Origin of the sequence: Pseudomonas sp. P8_229 (assembly GCF_034008635.1) — a bacterium.
Lineage (GTDB): Bacteria > Pseudomonadota > Gammaproteobacteria > Pseudomonadales > Pseudomonadaceae > Aquipseudomonas.
Genome location: NZ_CP125378.1, coordinates 4,677,672 through 4,696,866 on the forward strand (window position 1 = coordinate 4,677,672; position 19,195 = coordinate 4,696,866).

19 protein-coding genes are annotated in these 19,195 nt (G+C 59.2%); 11 read left to right on the forward strand and 8 right to left on the reverse strand.

Features of this window, described 5'->3' with window-relative positions; all coding sequences use genetic code 11:
• Positions 1-20 precede the first annotated feature (20 nt).
• The gene (locus QMK55_RS21155) at positions 21-986 is read right to left on the reverse strand and encodes a leucyl aminopeptidase (RefSeq protein ID WP_102355288.1); all 966 of its coding nucleotides are present in this window, start codon (positions 984-986) and stop codon (positions 21-23) included.
• Between the two features lie 70 nt (positions 987-1,056).
• Complete coding sequence (locus QMK55_RS21160; RefSeq protein ID WP_003222780.1) at positions 1,057-1,194, reverse strand: hypothetical protein; 138 nt, start codon at positions 1,192-1,194, stop codon at positions 1,057-1,059.
• An 892-nt stretch (positions 1,195-2,086) separates the two neighbouring features.
• On the opposite strand from QMK55_RS21160, the gene QMK55_RS21165 reads away from it, so the two are divergent.
• The 4 genes from QMK55_RS21165 to QMK55_RS21180 all read left to right on the forward strand — a co-directional run bounded on the left by QMK55_RS21165 (position 2,087) and on the right by QMK55_RS21180 (position 5,673).
• Positions 2,087-3,505 (forward strand): amino acid permease, encoded by a 1,419-nt coding sequence (locus tag QMK55_RS21165; RefSeq protein WP_102355287.1) that lies wholly within the window; start codon positions 2,087-2,089, stop codon positions 3,503-3,505.
• A 223-nt stretch (positions 3,506-3,728) separates the two neighbouring features.
• Positions 3,729-4,142 carry an alternative ribosome rescue aminoacyl-tRNA hydrolase ArfB gene (gene arfB / locus QMK55_RS21170; RefSeq protein WP_095050152.1) on the forward strand — a complete coding sequence of 138 codons (414 nt, stop codon included), beginning with the start codon at positions 3,729-3,731 and terminating at the stop codon, positions 4,140-4,142.
• Positions 4,143-4,376: 234 nt separating this feature from the next.
• On the forward strand, positions 4,377-5,087 hold the full coding sequence (locus tag QMK55_RS21175; protein ID WP_320329907.1) for a hypothetical protein: 711 nt from the start codon (positions 4,377-4,379) through the stop codon (positions 5,085-5,087).
• A 115-nt stretch (positions 5,088-5,202) separates the two neighbouring features.
• A complete protein-coding gene (locus QMK55_RS21180; protein WP_320329908.1) occupies positions 5,203-5,673 on the forward strand; it encodes a hypothetical protein in 471 nt (156 codons plus the stop codon).
• Between the two features lie 63 nt (positions 5,674-5,736).
• Here QMK55_RS21180 and QMK55_RS21185 read toward each other — a convergent pair whose 3' ends face one another.
• From QMK55_RS21185 to phhA, 6 genes are all read right to left on the reverse strand, one after another.
• Entirely contained in the window at positions 5,737-6,930 is a 1,194-nt protein-coding gene (locus QMK55_RS21185) for an MFS transporter (RefSeq protein WP_102355285.1), read from the reverse strand.
• Between the two features lie 102 nt (positions 6,931-7,032).
• Positions 7,033-7,215 (reverse strand): hypothetical protein, encoded by a 183-nt coding sequence (locus QMK55_RS21190; RefSeq protein ID WP_003222790.1) that lies wholly within the window; start codon positions 7,213-7,215, stop codon positions 7,033-7,035.
• A 69-nt stretch (positions 7,216-7,284) separates the two neighbouring features.
• Positions 7,285-7,416, reverse strand: a complete 132-nt coding sequence (locus QMK55_RS21195) for a hypothetical protein (RefSeq protein WP_256588107.1) — start codon at positions 7,414-7,416, stop codon at positions 7,285-7,287.
• 269 nt (positions 7,417-7,685) lie between these two features.
• Positions 7,686-8,879: an amino acid aminotransferase gene (locus QMK55_RS21200; protein WP_102355284.1), complete on the reverse strand. Its 1,194-nt coding sequence runs from the start codon at positions 8,877-8,879 to the stop codon at positions 7,686-7,688.
• Complete coding sequence (locus QMK55_RS21205; RefSeq protein ID WP_003222798.1) at positions 8,879-9,235, reverse strand: 4a-hydroxytetrahydrobiopterin dehydratase; 357 nt, start codon at positions 9,233-9,235, stop codon at positions 8,879-8,881. Before QMK55_RS21205 ends, QMK55_RS21200 begins: the two co-directional genes overlap by 1 nt.
• A 118-nt stretch (positions 9,236-9,353) precedes the next feature.
• Entirely contained in the window at positions 9,354-10,145 is a 792-nt protein-coding gene (phhA, locus tag QMK55_RS21210) for a phenylalanine 4-monooxygenase (RefSeq protein WP_047292472.1), read from the reverse strand.
• Positions 10,146-10,517: 372 nt separating this feature from the next.
• On the opposite strand from phhA, the gene QMK55_RS21215 reads away from it, so the two are divergent.
• The 7 genes from QMK55_RS21215 to flgK all read left to right on the forward strand — a co-directional run bounded on the left by QMK55_RS21215 (position 10,518) and on the right by flgK (position 19,188).
• Positions 10,518-12,080 carry a sigma-54-dependent transcriptional regulator gene (locus QMK55_RS21215; RefSeq protein ID WP_102355283.1) on the forward strand — a complete coding sequence of 521 codons (1,563 nt, stop codon included), beginning with the start codon at positions 10,518-10,520 and terminating at the stop codon, positions 12,078-12,080.
• 310 nt (positions 12,081-12,390) lie between these two features.
• Positions 12,391-13,131, forward strand: coding sequence for a flagellar basal body rod protein FlgF (locus QMK55_RS21220; protein ID WP_102355282.1), 741 nt, complete (start codon positions 12,391-12,393; stop codon positions 13,129-13,131).
• Positions 13,132-13,176: 45 nt separating this feature from the next.
• Positions 13,177-13,962, forward strand: a complete 786-nt coding sequence (gene flgG, locus QMK55_RS21225) for a flagellar basal-body rod protein FlgG (RefSeq protein WP_003222804.1) — start codon at positions 13,177-13,179, stop codon at positions 13,960-13,962.
• 52 nt (positions 13,963-14,014) lie between these two features.
• On the forward strand, positions 14,015-14,710 hold the full coding sequence (flgH, locus tag QMK55_RS21230) for a flagellar basal body L-ring protein FlgH (protein ID WP_007965503.1): 696 nt from the start codon (positions 14,015-14,017) through the stop codon (positions 14,708-14,710).
• A 27-nt stretch (positions 14,711-14,737) separates the two neighbouring features.
• Positions 14,738-15,826, forward strand: a complete 1,089-nt coding sequence (locus QMK55_RS21235; RefSeq protein WP_161794916.1) for a flagellar basal body P-ring protein FlgI — start codon at positions 14,738-14,740, stop codon at positions 15,824-15,826.
• Between the two features lie 11 nt (positions 15,827-15,837).
• Complete coding sequence (gene flgJ / locus QMK55_RS21240) at positions 15,838-17,121, forward strand: flagellar assembly peptidoglycan hydrolase FlgJ (RefSeq protein ID WP_320329909.1); 1,284 nt, start codon at positions 15,838-15,840, stop codon at positions 17,119-17,121.
• Positions 17,122-17,142: 21 nt separating this feature from the next.
• Complete coding sequence (gene flgK / locus QMK55_RS21245; RefSeq protein WP_320329910.1) at positions 17,143-19,188, forward strand: flagellar hook-associated protein FlgK; 2,046 nt, start codon at positions 17,143-17,145, stop codon at positions 19,186-19,188.
• Positions 19,189-19,195 lie beyond the last annotated feature (7 nt).

Consider the following 19,195-nt stretch of genomic DNA (forward strand, 5'->3'; position numbering starts at 1 on the left):
GGAACGATCAGGTGCCAGCCTTAAAAGACGAAGCGGCCATCAAATACAGGTTTGTCATCCAGTGCCAACACCCCACCGGAGAAAATCAGGTCCAGGTGATGGCTGCCCTTGGCCCCACCGCCAAGCCCAAGATGCAAACCACAATGGCGCTCCTCAAATCCGGCATTGCGCGCATACAAATCCTTCACGCCTTCGTTGGTGCCGATCCCCAACTCTTCAATCCGTCGATTCGACGGATTGGCGTCCAGATACTTGTTGAAATCGTGCTCCAGCCCCGGCACGTCAGTGGCGATGCGGCTGATGGTCGAGTTCTCGATCCACAGTTCCAGCGGCGACTCGAGCACGCCGTACTTGCGCGCAAACGGGATGGTGCTGAGAAACGTGCCCTTGAATTTCACATGACCGTTGATGGCTTCGCTGTGGGTGGCGATTTCGCCGGGGGCCAGGTCGAAGTTGCCGACGCCGTTGATGTCGGTCCACTTCTTGATGCTGCTCAGCGGCGTTTCGAACCATGAGCCGTGGTCGTCCTTGAAACTCAGTGTCGTTGCCTGAGACATGCGCTGGATCAAGTGGCTGTTGAGTCCCGCGATACGTTGCGGGGTGACGCTGAAGGTGTCGTAGAAATAGTCGCCGTAATCCTTGAACAGCAGCGACTTCTTCCAGTTTTCCGCCATCACGCCTTGCAGCGCGCGGACAAATTCCGGGCCGTCGGGGCGCGGGTTGGGCAGGGTGGAAGAGTCGTAGAAGAAAATGTACAGATCGCTGTCGGTAATCGCCGAGGTCAGCGTTGCGGTGCTTTCCAGATCCAGCCGTCGGGCGCTGAAGGTGAAACGCGGATGATCGCCGGCCTGTTCGGCGATGGCCCCGGTCAGCGCTTCGTAATCAGCCGTGTGGCCGAGCAATACCTTCGCCGACTCAAGGCCGACAAGGGCCGGGTGATGTTCGAGGTAGTAAAGGAAATGCGAGATCGCGCGTGGCTTATCCATGTGTCCTCCCTGACTGAACGTGAAGAAAGCGGCAGGCACGACCGGCCGGATCGTGCCCGCCCGGGATGTCTTACAGAGGCCACATCGCCGTGCCGAACGGAACCACCGCGTCGGCTTGCATCATTTCCACGGCGGCCTCATGGGTCGGTGCTTCAAACCATTCGTCCAGTTGCAGTTCGGTATCCAAGTCTTTTTCCAGTGCTTGCATGGTCGATCTCCTAGATGACTTTCACGGTTGTGACTGGCCGGTCGAGGTGGCCGGCAAGACGTGAAGAACCTAGTTCAGGGTGTTTTGTAATGCAAAAAATTATTTATTTAAAATTTAAATAGACTTTTTATTCTGTTTTTTACCGAGCGTTTTCTTATTTGAAAACAAAAAACTAAGTGGTCACTTTGATTAGCAAGCTAGCTACCGTCAATTTGCAGACGTCCTACGGATTTTTCTGAAATGGAAAATTTGCGTTACGGATCGTAAAGAAATATTTACGAAAAGCACGTTAAAACCCAGTGGATGAGCACCGCTTTCGGTGCTGTAAGGAAAAGCTGCCGAAGCCCGATCAGCCGGGCACTGCGCAAGGCTCTGGCGCGCTTGTTTCAGCAACGTTTGAAGGGTGAGATGCGCCTCATGCCTGTCGTGCAGGTGCATAACAAGAAGGAGGCGCAATGAACGCCGTGATGGATCTTCACTTCTCTCCGTGGGGCGGTTTTTCGCTCGTCCCCGTCGATGGCCTGCAAAGGCCTGACTCAATTTTTGCAGCCGCCCGATTATCTCGAGGCGGACCCACGCAATCCCGGCAAGCGCCACGCTGATCCAGCGGGGTCTGGCAGCAGGGGGTTAGCGGTGTACAATGCGCCGCGTTTTACTGTGACTCCCTGCGTAATCGCGCAAACCTCAAGGCTATCCGCCTTGTTCACTCCGCCGCGTCACAAGCGTGTCGGGTTCGATTTCGTCACAGATAAAAACAAACAGGTGACGCATGACCGTTGTAAAAACGCTGAATTCCTGGTGCTTGCGCTGGGGTTTGATCGGGGTTGTCTGAAATCGCAACCTTGCAGCAACGTCTACTGAACATCATCAAACCTTGCGTGGGACCTTTTTCATGAGTGGACAAAACTCGCAATCAGGCGAGCTGAAACGCGGCCTGAAAAATCGCCATATTCAATTGATCGCCCTCGGTGGCGCGATCGGTACCGGATTGTTCCTGGGCTCTGCCGGGGTCCTGAAATCCGCCGGCCCGTCGATGATCCTCGGCTACGCCATCTGCGGCTTCATCGCCTTCATGATCATGCGCCAGCTCGGTGAGATGATCGTCGAAGAGCCGGTGGCCGGCTCCTTCAGCCATTTTGCGCACAAGTACTGGGGCGGCTTTGCCGGCTTCCTGTCGGGCTGGAACTGCTGGATTCTGTACATTCTGGTGGGCATGTCGGAACTGACTGCGGTCGGCAAGTACATTCACTATTGGGCGCCGGACATTCCGACCTGGGTGTCTGCAGCGGCCTTCTTCGTACTGATCAACGCGATCAACCTGGCCAACGTCAAAGTCTTCGGTGAAGCCGAGTTCTGGTTCGCGATCATCAAGGTCGTGGCCATCGTCGGCATGATCGCCCTGGGCAGCTACCTGCTGGTCAGCGGCAACGGCGGCCCGCAAGCCTCGGTGAGCAACCTGTGGTCGCACGGTGGGTTCTTCCCCAACGGCGTCAATGGTCTGGTGATGGCCATGGCGATCATCATGTTCTCTTTCGGCGGTCTGGAAATGCTCGGTTTCACCGCAGCTGAAGCCGACAAGCCGAAGACCGTGATCCCGAAAGCGATCAATCAGGTGATCTACCGGATCCTGATTTTTTACATCGGCGCGCTGGTGATCCTGCTGTCGCTGACCCCGTGGGACAGCTTGCTGGCCACCCTCAATGCATCCGGTGACTCGTACAGCGGCAGCCCGTTCGTGCAGGTGTTCTCGATGCTGGGCAGCAACACCGCCGCGCACATCCTCAACTTTGTAGTTCTGACCGCAGCACTGTCGGTGTACAACAGCGGCACCTACTGCAACAGCCGCATGCTGCTGGGCATGGCCGAGCAGGGCGATGCGCCGAAAGGTCTGGCGAAAATCGACAAACGCGGTGTGCCGGTGCGTTCGATCCTCGCCTCCGCAGCAGTCACGCTGGTGGCGGTGCTGCTCAACTACCTGATTCCGCAACACGCGCTGGAACTGCTGATGTCGCTGGTGGTTGCGACGCTGGTGATCAACTGGGCGATGATCAGTTTCTCGCACTTCAAGTTCCGCCAGCACATGAACAAGACGAAGCAGACGCCGCTGTTCAAGGCCCTGTGGTATCCGTACGGCAACTACGTCTGCCTGGCGTTCGTGGCGTTCATCCTCTGCGTGATGCTGTTGATCCCGGGCATCCAGATCTCGGTGTACGCGATTCCGGTGTGGGTCGTGTTCATGTGGGTCTGCTACGTGATCAAGAACAAGCGTGGGGCGCAGCAGGCGCTCCACGCGGCCAGTGCTTCGAAGTAAGCGCTGACGCAAAAACGACAAACCCGGCCTGTGTGCCGGGTTTGTCGTTTCTGGGGTTTACACAATCCCTTGTAGGAGTGAGCCTGCTCGCGATAGCGGTGTATCAGTCGACGAATATTTATCTGACTTACCGCTATCGCGAGCAGGCTCACTCCTACAGGGGGGATCGGAGGTTCGGACAGTTTCGCGGTATCCTGCACCCTCTGATTACGGACGCTTTTCCATGCTGGTGATTTCCAACAACGTGCATCTGCCGGATGCCGAGATCGAATTGACCGCCATCCGCGCGCAAGGCGCCGGTGGGCAGAACGTCAACAAGGTGTCCAGCGCCGTGCACCTGCGCTTCGACATTCCGGCCTCGTCCTTGCCCGAGTTCTACAAGGAGCGGCTGCTGGCGTTGCGCGACAGTCGCATCACCAGCGATGGCGTGTTGATCATCAAGGCCCAGCAATATCGCACGCAGGAAGCCAACCGTGCGGATGCGCTGGAGCGTCTGGTCGAGCTGATTCTCAGCGCCACCAAAGTCGAAAAGAAGCGTCGCCCGACCAAACCGACCCTCGGCTCAAAGAAGCGTCGGCTTGAGTCGAAAACCAAGCGCGGCAGCATAAAGGCCGGGCGCGGCAAGGTGGACTTTTAGAATCTGGCGTCTTGGAATTATTCCATTTCATCAGGAAGGGGGGGTTATACATTGCACACTCCCCGCTCAGATGAACAGCTCCGGAATTGAAGTACACGAGCGAGCGAGAAAACCTGTAGCTGTAATTTCTAATTTCTTATAGCTCATCGGTCTAGATGACTGTCATATCTGACAGGTGTGTAGGATTGCTTTAAGCGGTTCACTGAGTTCTGGTTTCCTAATCGAGCAAAGCAGATGACAAGCTCAATTAACCAGCGTGGCACGCCCGATAATTCTTTTGGTGTGCGCAGTCAGGTGCATCTATATGGATCAGGTCGGCGTCTGCAAGCACGGGTCGTAACGGTTCTTGCTGATCCGCACAGGATTCTTTGCGGCGCAACCCAAGAAGACCTGCAACAAACCTACTTGTCGATGCTTGATGAGCGTGGGGGGATTGATGAAAGTTTCGGTGATGGCGGTGCTGCTGTTTTCAAACTGTCGGAGTTCTTCCCGGGTTGGGGGCTGGCGCAGCCATACAGCGTAAAATTTGATAGGGCTCATCATAAGTATGTCGTGGGGTTCTTTGTTCGAAAAAACGGCTTTAACAGTGCTACCGGATTGGCTCGATTTGACTTGAGTGGGAAGCTCGATGAAGGGTTTGGCCGCAAAGGCGTCATGTTGTGGATCCCAAAGGTAAAAGAGGCGGCTCCTGTCAGTTCGGATGACCAGAAGGTGGAGCAACTTCTGACTGATAAAGGCCGCGACTACCATGGGTCTATGGAGTTATTGGACGACGGCGGCGTGTTGCTTCTGACCACGATTGAAAACAGGGTTTATTCCGACGGTGCGTTTGTGGTCAAAGTAAAAAGCGACGGAATGTTGAACGAGGAGTTCGGTGAGGGAGGATGGGAAATAGTTCGTCGAGGTTCGAGTATTGTAGTCAGAGGAGAGAGTTTGCTTCGATAAGGTGATAACTATCTTGTCGCGGCTTCTGAGGGTCTTCGTGAGAAGAGCTGGTTTGTTGGCAGATATGATGCCCAAGGTAATCTTGATCCTGATTTATCGATAAAAGGTTATTTTGATGGAGCCCCTTCGGTTAAAAAACGTCATTTTGAAACGGGACGATCGTTCTCAGTTTTATATCGTGGGTACTTCGGATAATGGGGTTCCGCAGTATCTGTATCTCCAGCTTCAACGTCGTGGGTTGAATGGTGAGGAGGATGCTCATTTTGGCCCGCAGGGATGGGGGGCCGATATTAGTTTGGCATTCAATGATATTTATGTGGTGAAGGCGGCCCTTTATGACGCGGCGTCAACCGTTGTAGTGGCGGGTTATGCTCATTTACGTGGGGGGCCGGACAGCCAGGCATTTATTGCCAGCATTGAACAGGACATGGGCTGGGATTTGGGATTTGCTGATGACGGGAAGGTGTTATTTCCCAAGGAGGAGATCATTCATGATCTGGTGATTCAGAAAGATCGAAAGATTGTCTTTGTTTCCAGTCGAGACAGGGATCCCGACAGCTTCGCTATCGTTCGTTGGCATGGTTAAAGTATAAAAACTTGAGTTGTATATTGGCCATTCGCAATCGTCTGAATGGCCAATCGTGCGCGATTAATGATGTTTTGGCGCAATTCGGTACAAATACACACTCAGGATCAGACCGCTCAGCGCGGCGAGGGCGGCGAACAGGAAGATCGAGGCAAAACCAAACCCCGCCGCAATCGCCCCGGCCAATGGCCCGGTGATCCCCAGTGACAAATCGATGAACAGTGAATAAGCGCCGACCGCTGCGCCACGGCTGGAGGCCGGCACCAGGTTCACCGCTTCCACGCCCAGCGCCGGGAACACCAGCGAGAAACCGAAACCGCTCAACGCCGCACCCGCCAGCGCCCAATGCGCGTCCGGTGCCAGCCACAACAGCAACAGGCCCAGGGTCTCCACCGACAGGCAGGCAATCGCCACGCGAAAGCCGCCGAGACGGTTGATCAGGTTGCCGAACAGCAGTCGCGCGCCGATGAAGCTGGCGCCGAACAGGCTCAGGCACAGCACCGCGTTGTCCCAGTGCTGGGTGGCGTAATACAGGGTGATGAAGGTGGCGATGGTGCCGAAACCGATCGAGCCCAGCGCCAGCCCGCAGCCGTGCGGGAACACCCGCCCCAACACATGCATGAACGGCAGGCGCTCGCCGGCGACAATCGGCGCGGCGGTTTTCGGCCACGCCAGCAGCAAGCCCAGCGCCGCCAGCAGGATGATGCTGACGCCCATGCTCCACAGGCCCAACTGGCCGACCAGCCACACCCCGAACGGTGCGCCGACCGCCAGCGCGCCGTAACTGGCGATGCCGTTCCACGAGATCACTTTGGCGGTGTTAGCCGCGCCGACCCGGCCGATGCCCCAGCCGATCGATCCGGAGCCGACCAGGCTTTCCGCGCTGCCCAATACCAGTCGACCGATCAACAGGCTGATCAGGCTGAGCATCGGCAGGTTCGGTGTCCACGCCGAGATCAGCATGAACACACCGCTCAAGCCACAACCGGCCAGACCGATCATCACCGCGCGTTTGCTGCCCTGATTGTCGATGATCTTGCCGGCGTACGGACGGCTGAGCAGGGTAGCGAGGTATTGCACGCTGATCACCAGCCCCGCAATCACCGCGCCGAAGCCCAGATCACTGTGGACATAGCCTGGCAGCACAGCGAGCGGTATGCCGATGTTCAGGTAGCCGATGAAGGTGAAGAGGACGATGGACACGACTTGCAGCGTGACCGCAAGGGGGCGCTGCGGCTCTGACATAGAGGACGACATGGGAACGATCCACGGGAAAGCAGGATTAGATAGGCTGCTTATGATACCGGCGCGAACGTGTCAGGGGCGGGGAAAAGTAAAACTATTTGCCGCAAGGCCGATTCATGGCTTGGCCGGGGCGACCAGTTGTGTGGTGACGAGGGCGGCGAGGGCGTTTTCTTCGCTGCCGAAACGGGCGAGCAGGGCGGCCTGTTTTTCCGGGGAGAGACGGTTCCAGATCTCGATCATTTTCTCGGTCGCGCCGATCAGGACGGCGGCTTGGCTTTCAGAGAATTCGTCGGTCATGGCGGGCTCGGTTTCAGGCAGTGTGGAAAGCGCATCTTAGCGCTTTCCACACGGTCTGTACGGCGGGTTTTACTCTTCGCTGTCGGCCTTGCGGCTCTCAACGGCTTCTTTCGGCTCGGGTTGCCCCGCGCCGGCTTGTTGCGTGGTCGTCTGCTCAGGTACGTGCAGGCTTGGGAAGGGGAGATTAGGAATCTCGTGCATGGTTGCGCTCCTCGCTAAGTCTGTTGATAGATCTGGTAGATCCGCGCTTCTTGAAAGCCTGCGCAGGATACAGCAGGAAAAATGACAATCAGACTTTTAATTGAAATTAATGCGACAGATGGCCGCAGGGGAGCGCAAAACTGTGGTGATTGATCGTTCCCTCGCTCTGCGTGGGAACGCCTCAATGGACGCTCTGCGTCCGCTGTTGGGACGCAGAGCGTCCCGGGCTGCATTCCCACGCGGAGCGTGGGAACGAGCAATGGGAGGGATTATTTGCAGACGCTGGCGATGGCTTCGGCCAGCAATGCGAGGCGCGTTGCATCTATACCGGCGACGTTGGCCCGGCCCGAGCTGACCATGTACACGCTGTGATGCTCGCGCAGTTGTTTGACCTGCTCCGGCGACAGGCCGGTGTAGGAAAACATCCCGCGTTGCACGCCAATGTGCGCAAAGCGCTCACGCAAGCCATGCGGCTCCAGCGCTTCGACCAGACCGCTGCGCAACTGGGCAATACGCAAGCGCATGGCTTCCACTTCGTCGGCCCAGCGGCTTTTCAGCTCCGGATCGGCGAGGATGGTGGCGACTACTGCCGCGCCGTGATCCGGTGGCGTCGACCACAGGTTGCGGGCGATGTTGGCCAGTTGGCTGCGGATGTCGATGAGCTTGTCAGCGGTTTTTGCGCAGACGATCAGCGCGCCAGTACGGTCGCGATACAGGCCGAAGTTCTTCGAGCAGGAGCTGGTGATCAGCACTTCCGGCAATTCGGCGGCGAACAGTCGGGTCGACCACGCATCCTGCTCCAGCCCGTCGCCAAAGCCCTGGTAGGCAAAGTCGATCAGCGGCAGCAGATTGCGGCTGCGCACCACGTCCAGCACGCGCTGCCAGTCGTCGTGGCTCAGGTCGAAACCGGTCGGGTTGTGGCAGCACGCATGCAGCAGCACCACATCGCCTTTCGGTACTTCGTTGAGTACGGCGAGCATCGCATCGACGTCGAGGCGGTTGTCGCTGCCCACGTACGGGTAGTGACTGACCTTGACCCCGGCCGCCGCGAAGATGGTTTCGTGAATCGGCCAGGTCGGGTTGCTCAGCCACACGCCCTTGCCCGGCAGGCATTGGGCAATGAAGTCAGCGGCCAGACGCAGAGCACCGGTACCGCCCGGGGTCTGGGTAGCGCCAGCACGTTGTTCGGCGATCAGTTTCGAGTCGGTGCCGAGCACCAACTCGTTGATGACCTTGCCGAACAACGGATTACCGTGACCACCGATGTAGGTCTTGGTGTCCTGGCTTTCGACTAGTCGCGCCTCGGCGATTTTCACCGCTTCGGGGATCGGCGTCAGGCCTTGGGCATCCTTGTAGACGCCAACGCCGAGGTCGAACTTGCGCGGGTTGCTGTCCTGCGCATAGGCCTCCATCAAACCGAGGATCGGGTCGCCGGGTACCCGGCCGATGGCGTCGAAGTGCATTACTTGCGTCCTTCTGCGGTCTTGGCCACTTCGTCAGTGCGCGCGGCCATGATGAAGTCGTTGCGGTGCAGGCCCTTGATCGAGTGGCTCCACCAGGTCACGGTGACTTTGCCCCACTCGGTCAGCAGGCCCGGGTGGTGACCTTCGGCCTCGGAGATCTCGCCGACCGCATTGGTGAAGGCCAGCGCGTGTTTGAAGTTCTTGAACAGGAAGACTTTCTCCAGCTGCATGATGCTGTCGCGTACTTCGATGTTCCAGTCAGGGATCTGCTTGATCAGGATCGGCAGTTCTTCGTCGCTGACTTGTGGCGCATCGGCACGGCAGGCTTCGCAGTGGGCTTGGTTCAAAGTGGACATGGTGTGATTCCTGAAATCGAGTGTGTTTTTTTTATTAAAGCGTTTGGGCCGTCAGTGCCGTCACGCTAAACCAAAGTGGCGGCGACTGACAGACTCAATTGTCAGCAAAAGTCGCGGATCACGCGGCTTTCGGTTTTGGCGGAAACTTCGGAGCGTGCAACCCCAGCTGCATGCCTTGCTTGACCATACCCATGATGTCTTCGTGGGCCAGGTCGAACAGGCGCTTGAGGTTCGGCAGGACAAAGTACAGCGGCTGCAGGATGTCGATGCGGTACGGAGTGCGCATGGCTTCCAGCGGATCGAAGGCCTGATGCTCGGGTTCGTCCGACAGTGAGTAAACGGTTTCTTTTGGCGAGGACAGAATGCCGCCGCCATAGATGCGTTGGCCTTGCGGGGTGTCGACCAGACCGAACTCGATGGTCATCCAGTACAGACGCGCCAGATACACGCGTTCTTCCTTGGTGGCCTGCAGGCCGAGCTTGCCGTAGGTGTGGGTGAATTCGGCGAACCAGGGGTTGGTCAGCAGCGGGCAGTGGCCGAAGATCTCGTGGAAAATGTCCGGCTCTTGCAGGTAGTCCAGCTCTTCGCGGGTACGAATGAACGTGGCCACCGGAAACTGTTTGCTGGCGAGCAATTCGAAGAAGGTCTGGAAGGGGATCAGCGCCGGGACACGAGCAACCTGCCAGCCGGTGGTTTCGCCGAGCACCTTGTTGATCTCGCCCAGTTGCGGAATGCGGTCGTGGGGCAGACCGAGTTTTTCGATACCGTCCAGGTATTCCTGGCACGCGCGACCCTCGATCACTTTCAACTGGCGGGTGATCAGCGTGTTCCACACCGCGTGTTCTTCGGCGGGGTAGTCGATAAAACCTTGCGCATCGGGCTCGCGGGCCACGTATTGCGTCTGCTTCATACTGCTCTCCTGCTAGGGGAATTCGTTCTTGTTATGTCCAGCGATGGACTCAGAATTACCTGAGAGTGGGGTGGTGTGCAGTAGGTGGCGACGCGCACGCGTAGGAAAAATCGGTGGATTTCGTAAACTATTCGTTACGCTTTGGCTGGTATCTCGCATTTACGGTGACTGGCAGGTTTGAAAATCGCTGTGACTGTCACATAATCTTGACAACTATCTGCGCGCCTCGACAGAAACATCTGGCGCCGTTCCCTTGTAGGAGTGAGCCTGCTCGCGATAGCGGTGTATCAGTCAGTATTAATATCAATTGACCCACCGCTATCGCGAGCAGGCTCACTCCTACAGGTATTACTGTCTTCACGGGGCGTTCCTATGCGTATCAAAGTCCACTGCCAGAACCGCATCGGCATCCTGCGCGACATCCTCAACCTGCTGGTGGAGTACGGGATCAACGTCGCGCGCGGCGAGGTCGGTGGCGAGCACGGCAACGCGATCTACCTGCACTGCCCGAACCTGATCAACATTCAGTTCCAGGCGCTGCGGCCGAAGTTCGAGGCGATTGCCGGGGTGTTTGGCGTCAAGCGCGTCGGGTTGATGCCCAGCGAGCGCCGGCACATGGAATTGAACGCGTTGCTCGGCGCACTGGAGTTCCCGGTACTGTCGATCGACATGGGCGGCTCGATCGTTGCCGCCAACCGTGCGGCGGCGCAGTTGCTCGGGGTGCGCGTGGACGAGGTGCCGGGGATTCCGTTGTCACGGTATGCCGAGGATTTCGACCTGCCGGAACTGGTGCGCGCCAACAAATCGCGGATCAACGGCATGCGCGTCAAGGTCAGGGGCGACATCTTTCTCGCCGACATCGCGCCGCTGCAATCGGAGCATGACGACAGCGAAGCCATGGCCGGTGCGGTACTGACCTTGCACCGCGCCGACCGCGTCGGCGAACGCATCTATAACGTGCGCAAGCAGGAGCTGCGTGGTTTCGACAGCATCTTCCAGAGTTCCAAAGTCATGGCGGCGGTGGTGCGCGAAGCACGACGCATGGCGCCGCTGGATGCACCGCTATTGATAGAAGGCGAAACCGGCACCGGCAAAGAATTGCTGGCGCGTGCCTGCCACCTCGCCAGCCCGCGCGGGCAGTCGCCGTTGATGGCGCTCAACTGCGCGGGGCTGCCGGAGTCGATGGCCGAGACCGAGTTGTTCGGCTATGGCCCGGGAGCCTTCGAAGGTGCACGCGCCGAGGGCAAACTAGGACTGCTGGAATTGACCGCGGGCGGCACGCTGTTTCTTGACGGTGTCGGCGAGATGAGCCCACGCCTTCAAGTGAAGCTGCTGCGCTTTTTGCAGGATGGCTGCTTCCGCCGGGTCGGCAGTGATGAAGAGGTTTATCTGGATGTGCGGGTGATCTGCGCGACCCAGGTCGACTTGTCCGAACTGTGCGCGCGCGGTGAGTTTCGCCAGGACCTGTATCACCGTTTAAATGTGCTTTCGTTGCACATTCCGCCGCTGCGCGAATGCCTCGATGGATTGACGCCGCTGGTCGAGCACTTTCTCGATCAGGCCAGTCGGCAGATTGGCTGCTCACTGCCAAAACTGGCGCCGGCGGCGATGGATCGCCTCAGCCACTATCACTGGCCGGGCAACGTGCGGCAGTTGGAGAACGTGCTGTTTCAGGCGGTTTCCCTGTGCGACGGCGGCACGGTCAAGGCCGAGCATATTCGCTTGCCGGATTACGGCGTGCGTCAGCCGCTTGGCGATTTCTCGCTGGAAGGTGGGCTGGATGAAATTGTCGGGCGCTTTGAGAAAGCCGTGCTGGAGCGGCTGTATTCCGAGCATCCGAGTAGTCGGCAATTGGGCAAGCGGTTGGGGGTTTCGCATACCACGATTGCCAACAAGCTGCGCGAGTATGAAGTCGGCAAAGACCCTGCCGAGTAACAATGCGTGATCGTTCCCACGCTCTGCGTGGGAATGCAGCCCGGGGCGCTCCGCGTCCCAAAGCGGACGCAGAGCGTCCATTGAGGCATTCCCACGCAGAGCGTGGGAACGATCATTAGCCGGGATTGCCGCGAAGCGGCATAACACCGCCGGTTTTTCGACTTCGATACATTTCAAATTTCCCCTCGCTTGCCCTCAAGTCCTTTGTTTACCGGGCCGCAAGCCGCCAGAAAAAAGTTGGTCTGCAAATTGCTTATGGCTCAGCAGTACAGCGGTGGGCGGCAAACGTCCGGCATGCAGAGGAAAGAGTGTGGACAAGTACCTTTATGTGGCAATGACCGGCGCCAGTCAGAACGCACTGGCGCAAAAGGCGCATGCCAACAACCTGGCGAACATCTCCACCAATGGTTTTCAACGCGACCTGGAGCAGGCGCGTTCGATGCCGGTGTTCGGTGACAGCTTTCCGGCGCGTGCGTTTGCCATGAGCGAACGGCCTGCCACTGACTTCTCGCCTGGCTCGCTGGTGCAGACCGGCCGTGACCTCGACGTCGCGGTGACCGGCAACGGTTTTATTGCCGTGCAAAACCCTAATGGCGGTGAAAGCTACGTGCGCACCGGCAGCCTCAACATCGACGCCCTCGGCGTACTGCGTGCCGGCAACGGCATGGCCGTGATGGGCAACGGCGGGCCGATTGCCGTGCCGCCAGAGCAGCAGGTCGAAGTCGGTGAAGACGGCACCATCAGTATTCGTGCGATGGGTGAAGGCCCGCGCGTCATGGCGGAAGTCGACCGGATCAAACTGGTCAACCCGGACATCAAGAACATGAACAAGGGCCTCGACGGTTCGATCTACACCAAGGACGGCCAGCCTGCGCCGGCCGATGCCAACGTCAAGCTGGTGTCGGGTTTCCTTGAGTCGAGCAACGTCAACGCCGTGGAAGAAATGACCTCGGTGCTGGCCCTGGCCAAGCAGTTCGAGTTGCACGTCAAGATGATGAACACCGCCAAAGACGACGACCAGGCCATGGCTCGGGTCTTGCAGATCAGCTAATTATCAGAACGTCGCGCCGTAAAACAGGCGCACGAGGAGAATCGAATGCTTCCGGCTCTATGGGTTGCCAAAACCGGTCTGTCCGCCCAGGACACCAACCTGACCACCATTTCCAACAACCTGGCGAACGTTTCGACCACGGGTTTCAAACGTGATCGTGCCGAGTTCCAGGACCTGCTGTATCAGATCAAGCGTCAGCCAGGTGCCCAGTCGACCCAGGACAGCGAACTGCCGTCGGGTCTGCAACTGGGTACCGGTGTGCGCATCGTCGGCACCCAGAAAAACTTCACCGCCGGCAGCCTGCAAACCACCGAGCAGCCGCTGGACATGGCCATCGACGGCCGCGGTTTCTTCCAGATCCTGCAGCCGGACGGCACCACGTCCTATACCCGTGACGGTACTTTCCATCTCGACTCCAATGGCCAGATCGTCAACGCCAGCGGTTTCGCCCTGGAGCCGGCCATCGTCATCCCGAACAACGCGCAGAGCTTCACCGTCGGCACCGACGGCACCGTGTCGATCACTGTGCCAGGCAACCCTGCCGCTCAGGTGATCGGCAACCTGCAAACCGCTGACTTCATCAACCCGGCCGGTCTGCAAGCGGTGGGCAACAACCTGTTCCTGGAGACCGCTGCTTCGGGCGCGCCGCAAATCGGCACCCCGGGCCTGAACGGTTTCGGTACCACGCTGCAGAACACCCTGGAAGGTTCCAACGTCAGCACCGTTGAAGAGATGGTCAACATGATCACCACTCAACGCGCCTACGAGATGAACTCCAAGGTGATCTCCACCGCCGACCAGATGCTCTCGTTCGTAACGCAGAATCTGTAATCAAGTCTATGGGGCGGCCATGAGGCCGCCAGCAACACCGTGAGGTAGGGTCATGAAACGCTTCGTATCTGTTCTGGCATTGGGTGGGGTCGTCTCGCTCGCGGGCTGCGTCGCACCGACGCCCAAGCCCAATGACCCTTACTACGCCCCGGTGTTGCCGCGCACGCCATTACCGGCTGCGGCCAATAACGGCTCGATCTATCAGGCCGGCTTCGAGCAGAACCTGTACAGCGACCGCAAGGCGTTCCGGGTCGGTGACATCATCACCATCACCCTGAACGAGAAGACCCAGGCGAGCAAGAACGCCAACTCGCAAGTGGCCAAGAACAGCAAGACCGGCATCGGCCTGACCTCGCTGTTCGGCGGCAGCGGTACCACCAACAACCCGTTGGGCGGTAACGACCTGAGCCTGGACGTTGGCTACAGCGGCGACCGCGCGACCAAGGGCGACAGCAAGGCTGCGCAGGGCAACACCCTGACCGGTTCGATCACCGTGACCGTGGCCGACGTGCTGCCCAACGGCATCATCGCTGTGCGCGGCGAGAAGTGGATGACCCTCAACACCGGCGACGAACTGGTGCGGATAGCCGGTCTGGTGCGCGCCGATGACATCGCGACCGACAACACCGTGTCGTCGACCCGTGTCGCCGATGCGCGCATCACCTACTCGGGCACCGGTTCGTTTGCCGATGCGAGTCAGCCAGGCTGGTTCGACCGTTTCTTCCTCAGCCCGCTGTTCCCTTTCTAGGTGGCGACTTTGAATTTCAAGAGCCTCATGCTGGCTGCGGCCCTGTTGTCCGCAGCCTTTGGTGCCCACGCCGAGCGACTGAAAGATATCGCCAGTATTTCCGGCGTGCGCTCCAACCAGTTGATCGGTTACGGCCTGGTGGTCGGGCTTAACGGCACCGGCGACCAGACGACGCAAACCCCGTTCACCCTGCAGACCTTCAACAACATGCTCTCGCAGTTCGGCATCAAGGTGCCGCCTGGATCGGGCAACGTGCAGTTGAAAAACGTCGCGGCGGTGTCGGTCAGTGCCGATCTGCCAGCGTTCGCCAAACCGGGTCAGCAGGTCGACATCACCGTGTCTTCGATCGGTAACTCCAAGAGCCTGCGCGGCGGCACCCTGTTGCTGACCCCGCTCAAGGGGATCGACGGCAACGTCTACGCCATCGCCCAGGGCAACCTGGTGGTGGGTGGTTTCGATGCCGAAGGGCGCGACGGTTCGAAGATCACCGTCAACGTTCCCTCGGCCGGTCGGATCCCCGGTGGTGCTTCGGTGGAGCGTTCGGTGCCGAGCGGTTTCAACCAGGGCAACAGCCTGACGCTGAACCTCAACCGTTCCGACTTCACCACGGCCAAGCGCATCGTCGACAAGATCAATGACATGCTCGGCCCTGGCGTGGCGCAAGCCATCGACGGCGGTTCGATCCGTGTGACGGCGCCGCTCGATCCGAGCCAGCGTGTCGACTATCTGTCGATCCTGGAAAACCTCGAAGTTGACCCGGGGCAGGCGGTGGCGAAAGTCATCATCAACTCGCGCACTGGCACCATCGTCATCGGCCAGAACGTGAAAGTCTCGCCGGCCGCCGTGACCCACGGCAGCCTGACCGTGACCATCACCGAAGACCCGATCGTCAGTCAGCCGGGTCCGCTGTCCAACGGGCAGACCGCTGTTGTGCCGCGTTCGCGGGTCAATGCTCAGCAGGAAGCCAAACCGATGTTCAAGTTCGGCCCGGGTACCACTCTCGACGAAATCGTACGGGCGGTGAACCAGGTCGGCGCGGCACCAGGTGACCTGATGGCGATTCTCGAAGCACTGAAGCAGGCCGGCGCGTTGCAAGCCGACCTGATCGTGATCTGAGGACGGCGACCATGGATATGCGCAAAGGCAGTCTGGTGGGCACCGGCGATTCGGGTTCCTACTCCGACCTCAATCGTCTGAACCAGCTCAAGGTCGGCGACAAGAACAGCGATGCGAACATGCGCAAGGTGGCGCAGGAATTCGAATCGCTGTTCCTTGGCGAAATGCTCAAGTCGATGCGTTCGGCCACCGAGGCGTTGGGTAAAGACAACCCGATGAACACCCCGGCCGCCAAGCAGTATCAGGAAATGTACGACCAGCAACTGGCGGTGTCGCTGTCCCGCGAGGGTGGTGGTATTGGCCTCGCCGACGTGCTGATGAAGCAGATGTCGAGGAACAAACCGCTAGCGCCGGGTGAGGCTGCGGCCGCGTCCGCCGCCAAGCAGGAAGCCGCGAAAGCCGCTGCGGTGCAGACGCCGATTGCTGCTGGCACCACGGGCACCGGCCCGCTGTCGCGGCTCAATGGCGAGCGCCCGTTGTGGGCATCGCGTTCGCTGCATGCGCCGAACACTCAGTTGGCGCACGCCAACGACATGGAAATGATCAACAAGCGTCGTCTGGCACTGCCGCCGAAACTGGCCGATCGTTTGCTCGCCGGTCTGGTGCCTTCCGCTACACCGACTGCCGCCAATGCCTTGCCGCAACGCACCGCGACCGCGACCGCCACCGGCGCCGGCCCGCTGTACAACGGCGACTGGCTGACCCGTGCCGAAGACGCCAAAGCGTCCGGCGGGCAGATGCAGATTTACGGTCGGGCGATGGCGCAGATTCCGCTGGCTCCGGCCAAGCGCGCCTTCAGCTCCGCCGACGAATTCGTCAACACCATGCTGCCGATGGCCAAAGAGGCCGCCGCCAGAATTGGCGTCGATCCGCGTTATCTGGTGGCGCAAGCCGCGCTGGAAACCGGCTGGGGCAAATCGGTCATGCGCGCCCAGGACGGCAGCTGCAGCCACAACCTGTTCGGCATCAAGGCCAGCAGCAACTGGACCGGCGATTCGGCGCGGGCGATCACCAGCGAATTCCGCAATGGGCAGATGGTCAAGGAGACGGCGCAGTTCCGTTCCTACGCCTCGTACAAAGACAGTTTCCACGATCTGGTGACTTTGCTGCAGACCAACAATCGCTATCAAGATGTTGTGAAGTCGGCCGATAACCCAGAACAGTTTGTACGCGAGTTGCAAAAGGCCGGTTACGCAACCGACCCGCACTACGCGACGAAGATTTCGCAGATTGCCAAGCAGATGAACAGTTTCGAAAACTACGCTGCGGCCGGCGTTTCAACGACGCCTCTATAAACATACGGTAAGGTTTGAATCATGAGTTTGCTCAATATCGGGATGTCGGGGTTGGCCGCGAGCTCTTCCTCTCTGGCGACGACAGGTAACAACATTGCCAACGTCGACACCGCCGGTTATTCACGCCAGCAAACCGTGCAGGGCACCAAGTCCTCGCAGCAATTCGGCAACGTCTTCATCGGTACGGGGACGACTCTGGCTGACGTGCGCCGGGTCTACAACTCCTACCTCGAAACCCAGCTGCACACCGCCACCTCGCTCAATAGCGAAGCGGCTGCGTACGGTACCCAGGCGACCGCGCTGGATGCCTCGCTGTCCGATTCCAACACCGGCCTGACCGGTGTGCTGCAGAAGTTCTTCACCTCGATGCAAGGTGTGGCGACGTCGGCGACCGACGACACCTCCCGTCAGTCGGTGTTGACCGGTGCGCAGGCCCTGACCAGCCGTTTCAATGCACTGGCCAAACAGCTGAACGATCAGAACACGACGATCAACGGCAACCTTGGCGACATGACGTCCCAAGTGAACAAGCTGGCCACCTCGATCGCCACGCTCAACCAGAAGATCGGCGAGATTTCCACCAGCGGCGGCCAGCCGAACGATCTGCTCGACAGCCGTAACGAAGCGGTGCGCCAGCTCTCCGAGCTGACCGGTGCGCAGGTCGTTGAACGTGGCAGCAGTTTTGATGTGTATATCGGTACCGGCCAGCCGCTGGTGATCGGCAACACCACCAACACCCTGAGCACCGTGCCGAGCAAGGACGATCCGACGCGCATGGCCATTCAGTTGGACCGAGGCTCAAGCGTGATCGACATCACGTCGGCCATGAGCGGTGGCGAAATCGGTGGCCTGCTGACCTACCGCAAGGAAGTGCTCGACCCTTCGCTCAATGAGTTGGGGCGTGTCGCACTGGTGGTGGCCGATCAGGTCAACAGCCAGCAAGCCCAGGGTATCGACAAGAACGGTGACTTCGGCGCGGCAATCTTCAACAACATCAACAGTGCCGCGCTGGTCAGCCAGCGCAGTATTGCGCAGTCGACCAATAGCGCCGGTTCGGGCAACCTCGATGTCACCATCAAGGACACCGGCAAGCTGACCACCAGCGATTACCAGGTGACCTTCACCAGTGCCACCAACTATTCGGTCAAGCGTTCCGATGGCACCGACATGGGGGCGTTCAGCACCACGACCACGCCACCGCCTGTGATCGACGGCTTCACCCTGGCCCTCAACGGTGGCGCCCTCAGCGCTGGCGATACCTTCAAGGTGACCCCGACCCGTAACGCGGCAACCTCGATTCAGACCGTACTGACCGATCCGAAGAAAGTCGCGGCGGCAGCACCGTTGACTGGCGTGGCCAGTGCCAACAATTCCGGCACTTACACCCAGCCGACGCTGACCGATACCGTCGACATCTATAACCCGGCGTCCCAGGCCGAGCTGCAGAATGCGCTCAAGTATTCGACGCCGGTCAAACTGGTGTTCGGTGCGGTCGCCAGCGGCAGCCAGTCGTACAACATGGTCGACGCCAAGGGCAACACCATCGGTTCGGGCACCATCGTGCCGGGGCAGGCCAACACCTTGAACCTCAAGGTCGGCATGGTTGATTCCACCGGTGCTCCGGTGATGGACACCACTGTCACGCCGAACGTGCAGAAGACTTTCACCGTGCAGACCACCGTGGGCGCGACGCCGAAGTCCGGCGAAACCTTCACGATCAACCTGACCGGCGCGGCCTCTTCGGACAACCGCAACGCACAGGCGCTGGTTGGCCTGCAGACCAAACAGACCGTGGACACCGGCACCGGCAGCAAAGGCATCAGTCTGACTGACGCTTACAACAAACTGGTGACCAACGTCGGTACCAAGGCCGCGCAGAGCAAGTCCGACAACGACGCCACCTCGGTGATCCTGGATCAGGCCAAGGGCGCGCGCGACTCGTTGTCCCAGGTCAACCTCGATGAAGAGACCGGCAACCTGGTCAAGTATCAGCAGTACTACACAGCGTCTTCGCAGATCATCAAAGCTGCGCAGGAAACATTCGCCACGCTGATCAACAGTCTTTAAGGAGTCG

Excerpts from the sequence above, each read along its gene's own strand:
- QMK55_RS21155 (WP_102355288.1), bottom strand. The coding sequence starts at position 986 with ATGGATAAGCCACGCGCGATCTCGCATTTCCTTTACTACCTCGAACAT.
- QMK55_RS21160 (WP_003222780.1), bottom strand. The coding sequence starts at position 1,194 with ATGCAAGCACTGGAAAAAGACTTGGATACCGAACTGCAACTGGACGAA.
- QMK55_RS21165 (WP_102355287.1), top strand. The coding sequence starts at position 2,087 with ATGAGTGGACAAAACTCGCAATCAGGCGAGCTGAAACGCGGCCTGAAA.
- arfB (WP_095050152.1), top strand. The coding sequence starts at position 3,729 with ATGCTGGTGATTTCCAACAACGTGCATCTGCCGGATGCCGAGATCGAA.
- QMK55_RS21175 (WP_320329907.1), top strand. The coding sequence starts at position 4,377 with ATGACAAGCTCAATTAACCAGCGTGGCACGCCCGATAATTCTTTTGGT.
- QMK55_RS21180 (WP_320329908.1), top strand. The coding sequence starts at position 5,203 with ATGGAGCCCCTTCGGTTAAAAAACGTCATTTTGAAACGGGACGATCGT.
- QMK55_RS21185 (WP_102355285.1), bottom strand. The coding sequence starts at position 6,930 with ATGTCGTCCTCTATGTCAGAGCCGCAGCGCCCCCTTGCGGTCACGCTG.
- QMK55_RS21190 (WP_003222790.1), bottom strand. The coding sequence starts at position 7,215 with ATGACCGACGAATTCTCTGAAAGCCAAGCCGCCGTCCTGATCGGCGCG.
- QMK55_RS21195 (WP_256588107.1), bottom strand. The coding sequence starts at position 7,416 with ATGCACGAGATTCCTAATCTCCCCTTCCCAAGCCTGCACGTACCTGAG.
- QMK55_RS21200 (WP_102355284.1), bottom strand. The coding sequence starts at position 8,879 with ATGCACTTCGACGCCATCGGCCGGGTACCCGGCGACCCGATCCTCGGT.
- QMK55_RS21205 (WP_003222798.1), bottom strand. The coding sequence starts at position 9,235 with ATGTCCACTTTGAACCAAGCCCACTGCGAAGCCTGCCGTGCCGATGCG.
- phhA (WP_047292472.1), bottom strand. The coding sequence starts at position 10,145 with ATGAAGCAGACGCAATACGTGGCCCGCGAGCCCGATGCGCAAGGTTTT.
- QMK55_RS21215 (WP_102355283.1), top strand. The coding sequence starts at position 10,518 with ATGCGTATCAAAGTCCACTGCCAGAACCGCATCGGCATCCTGCGCGAC.
- flgG (WP_003222804.1), top strand. The coding sequence starts at position 13,177 with ATGCTTCCGGCTCTATGGGTTGCCAAAACCGGTCTGTCCGCCCAGGAC.
- flgH (WP_007965503.1), top strand. The coding sequence starts at position 14,015 with ATGAAACGCTTCGTATCTGTTCTGGCATTGGGTGGGGTCGTCTCGCTC.
- QMK55_RS21235 (WP_161794916.1), top strand. The coding sequence starts at position 14,738 with ATGCTGGCTGCGGCCCTGTTGTCCGCAGCCTTTGGTGCCCACGCCGAG.
- flgJ (WP_320329909.1), top strand. The coding sequence starts at position 15,838 with ATGGATATGCGCAAAGGCAGTCTGGTGGGCACCGGCGATTCGGGTTCC.
- flgK (WP_320329910.1), top strand. The coding sequence starts at position 17,143 with ATGAGTTTGCTCAATATCGGGATGTCGGGGTTGGCCGCGAGCTCTTCC.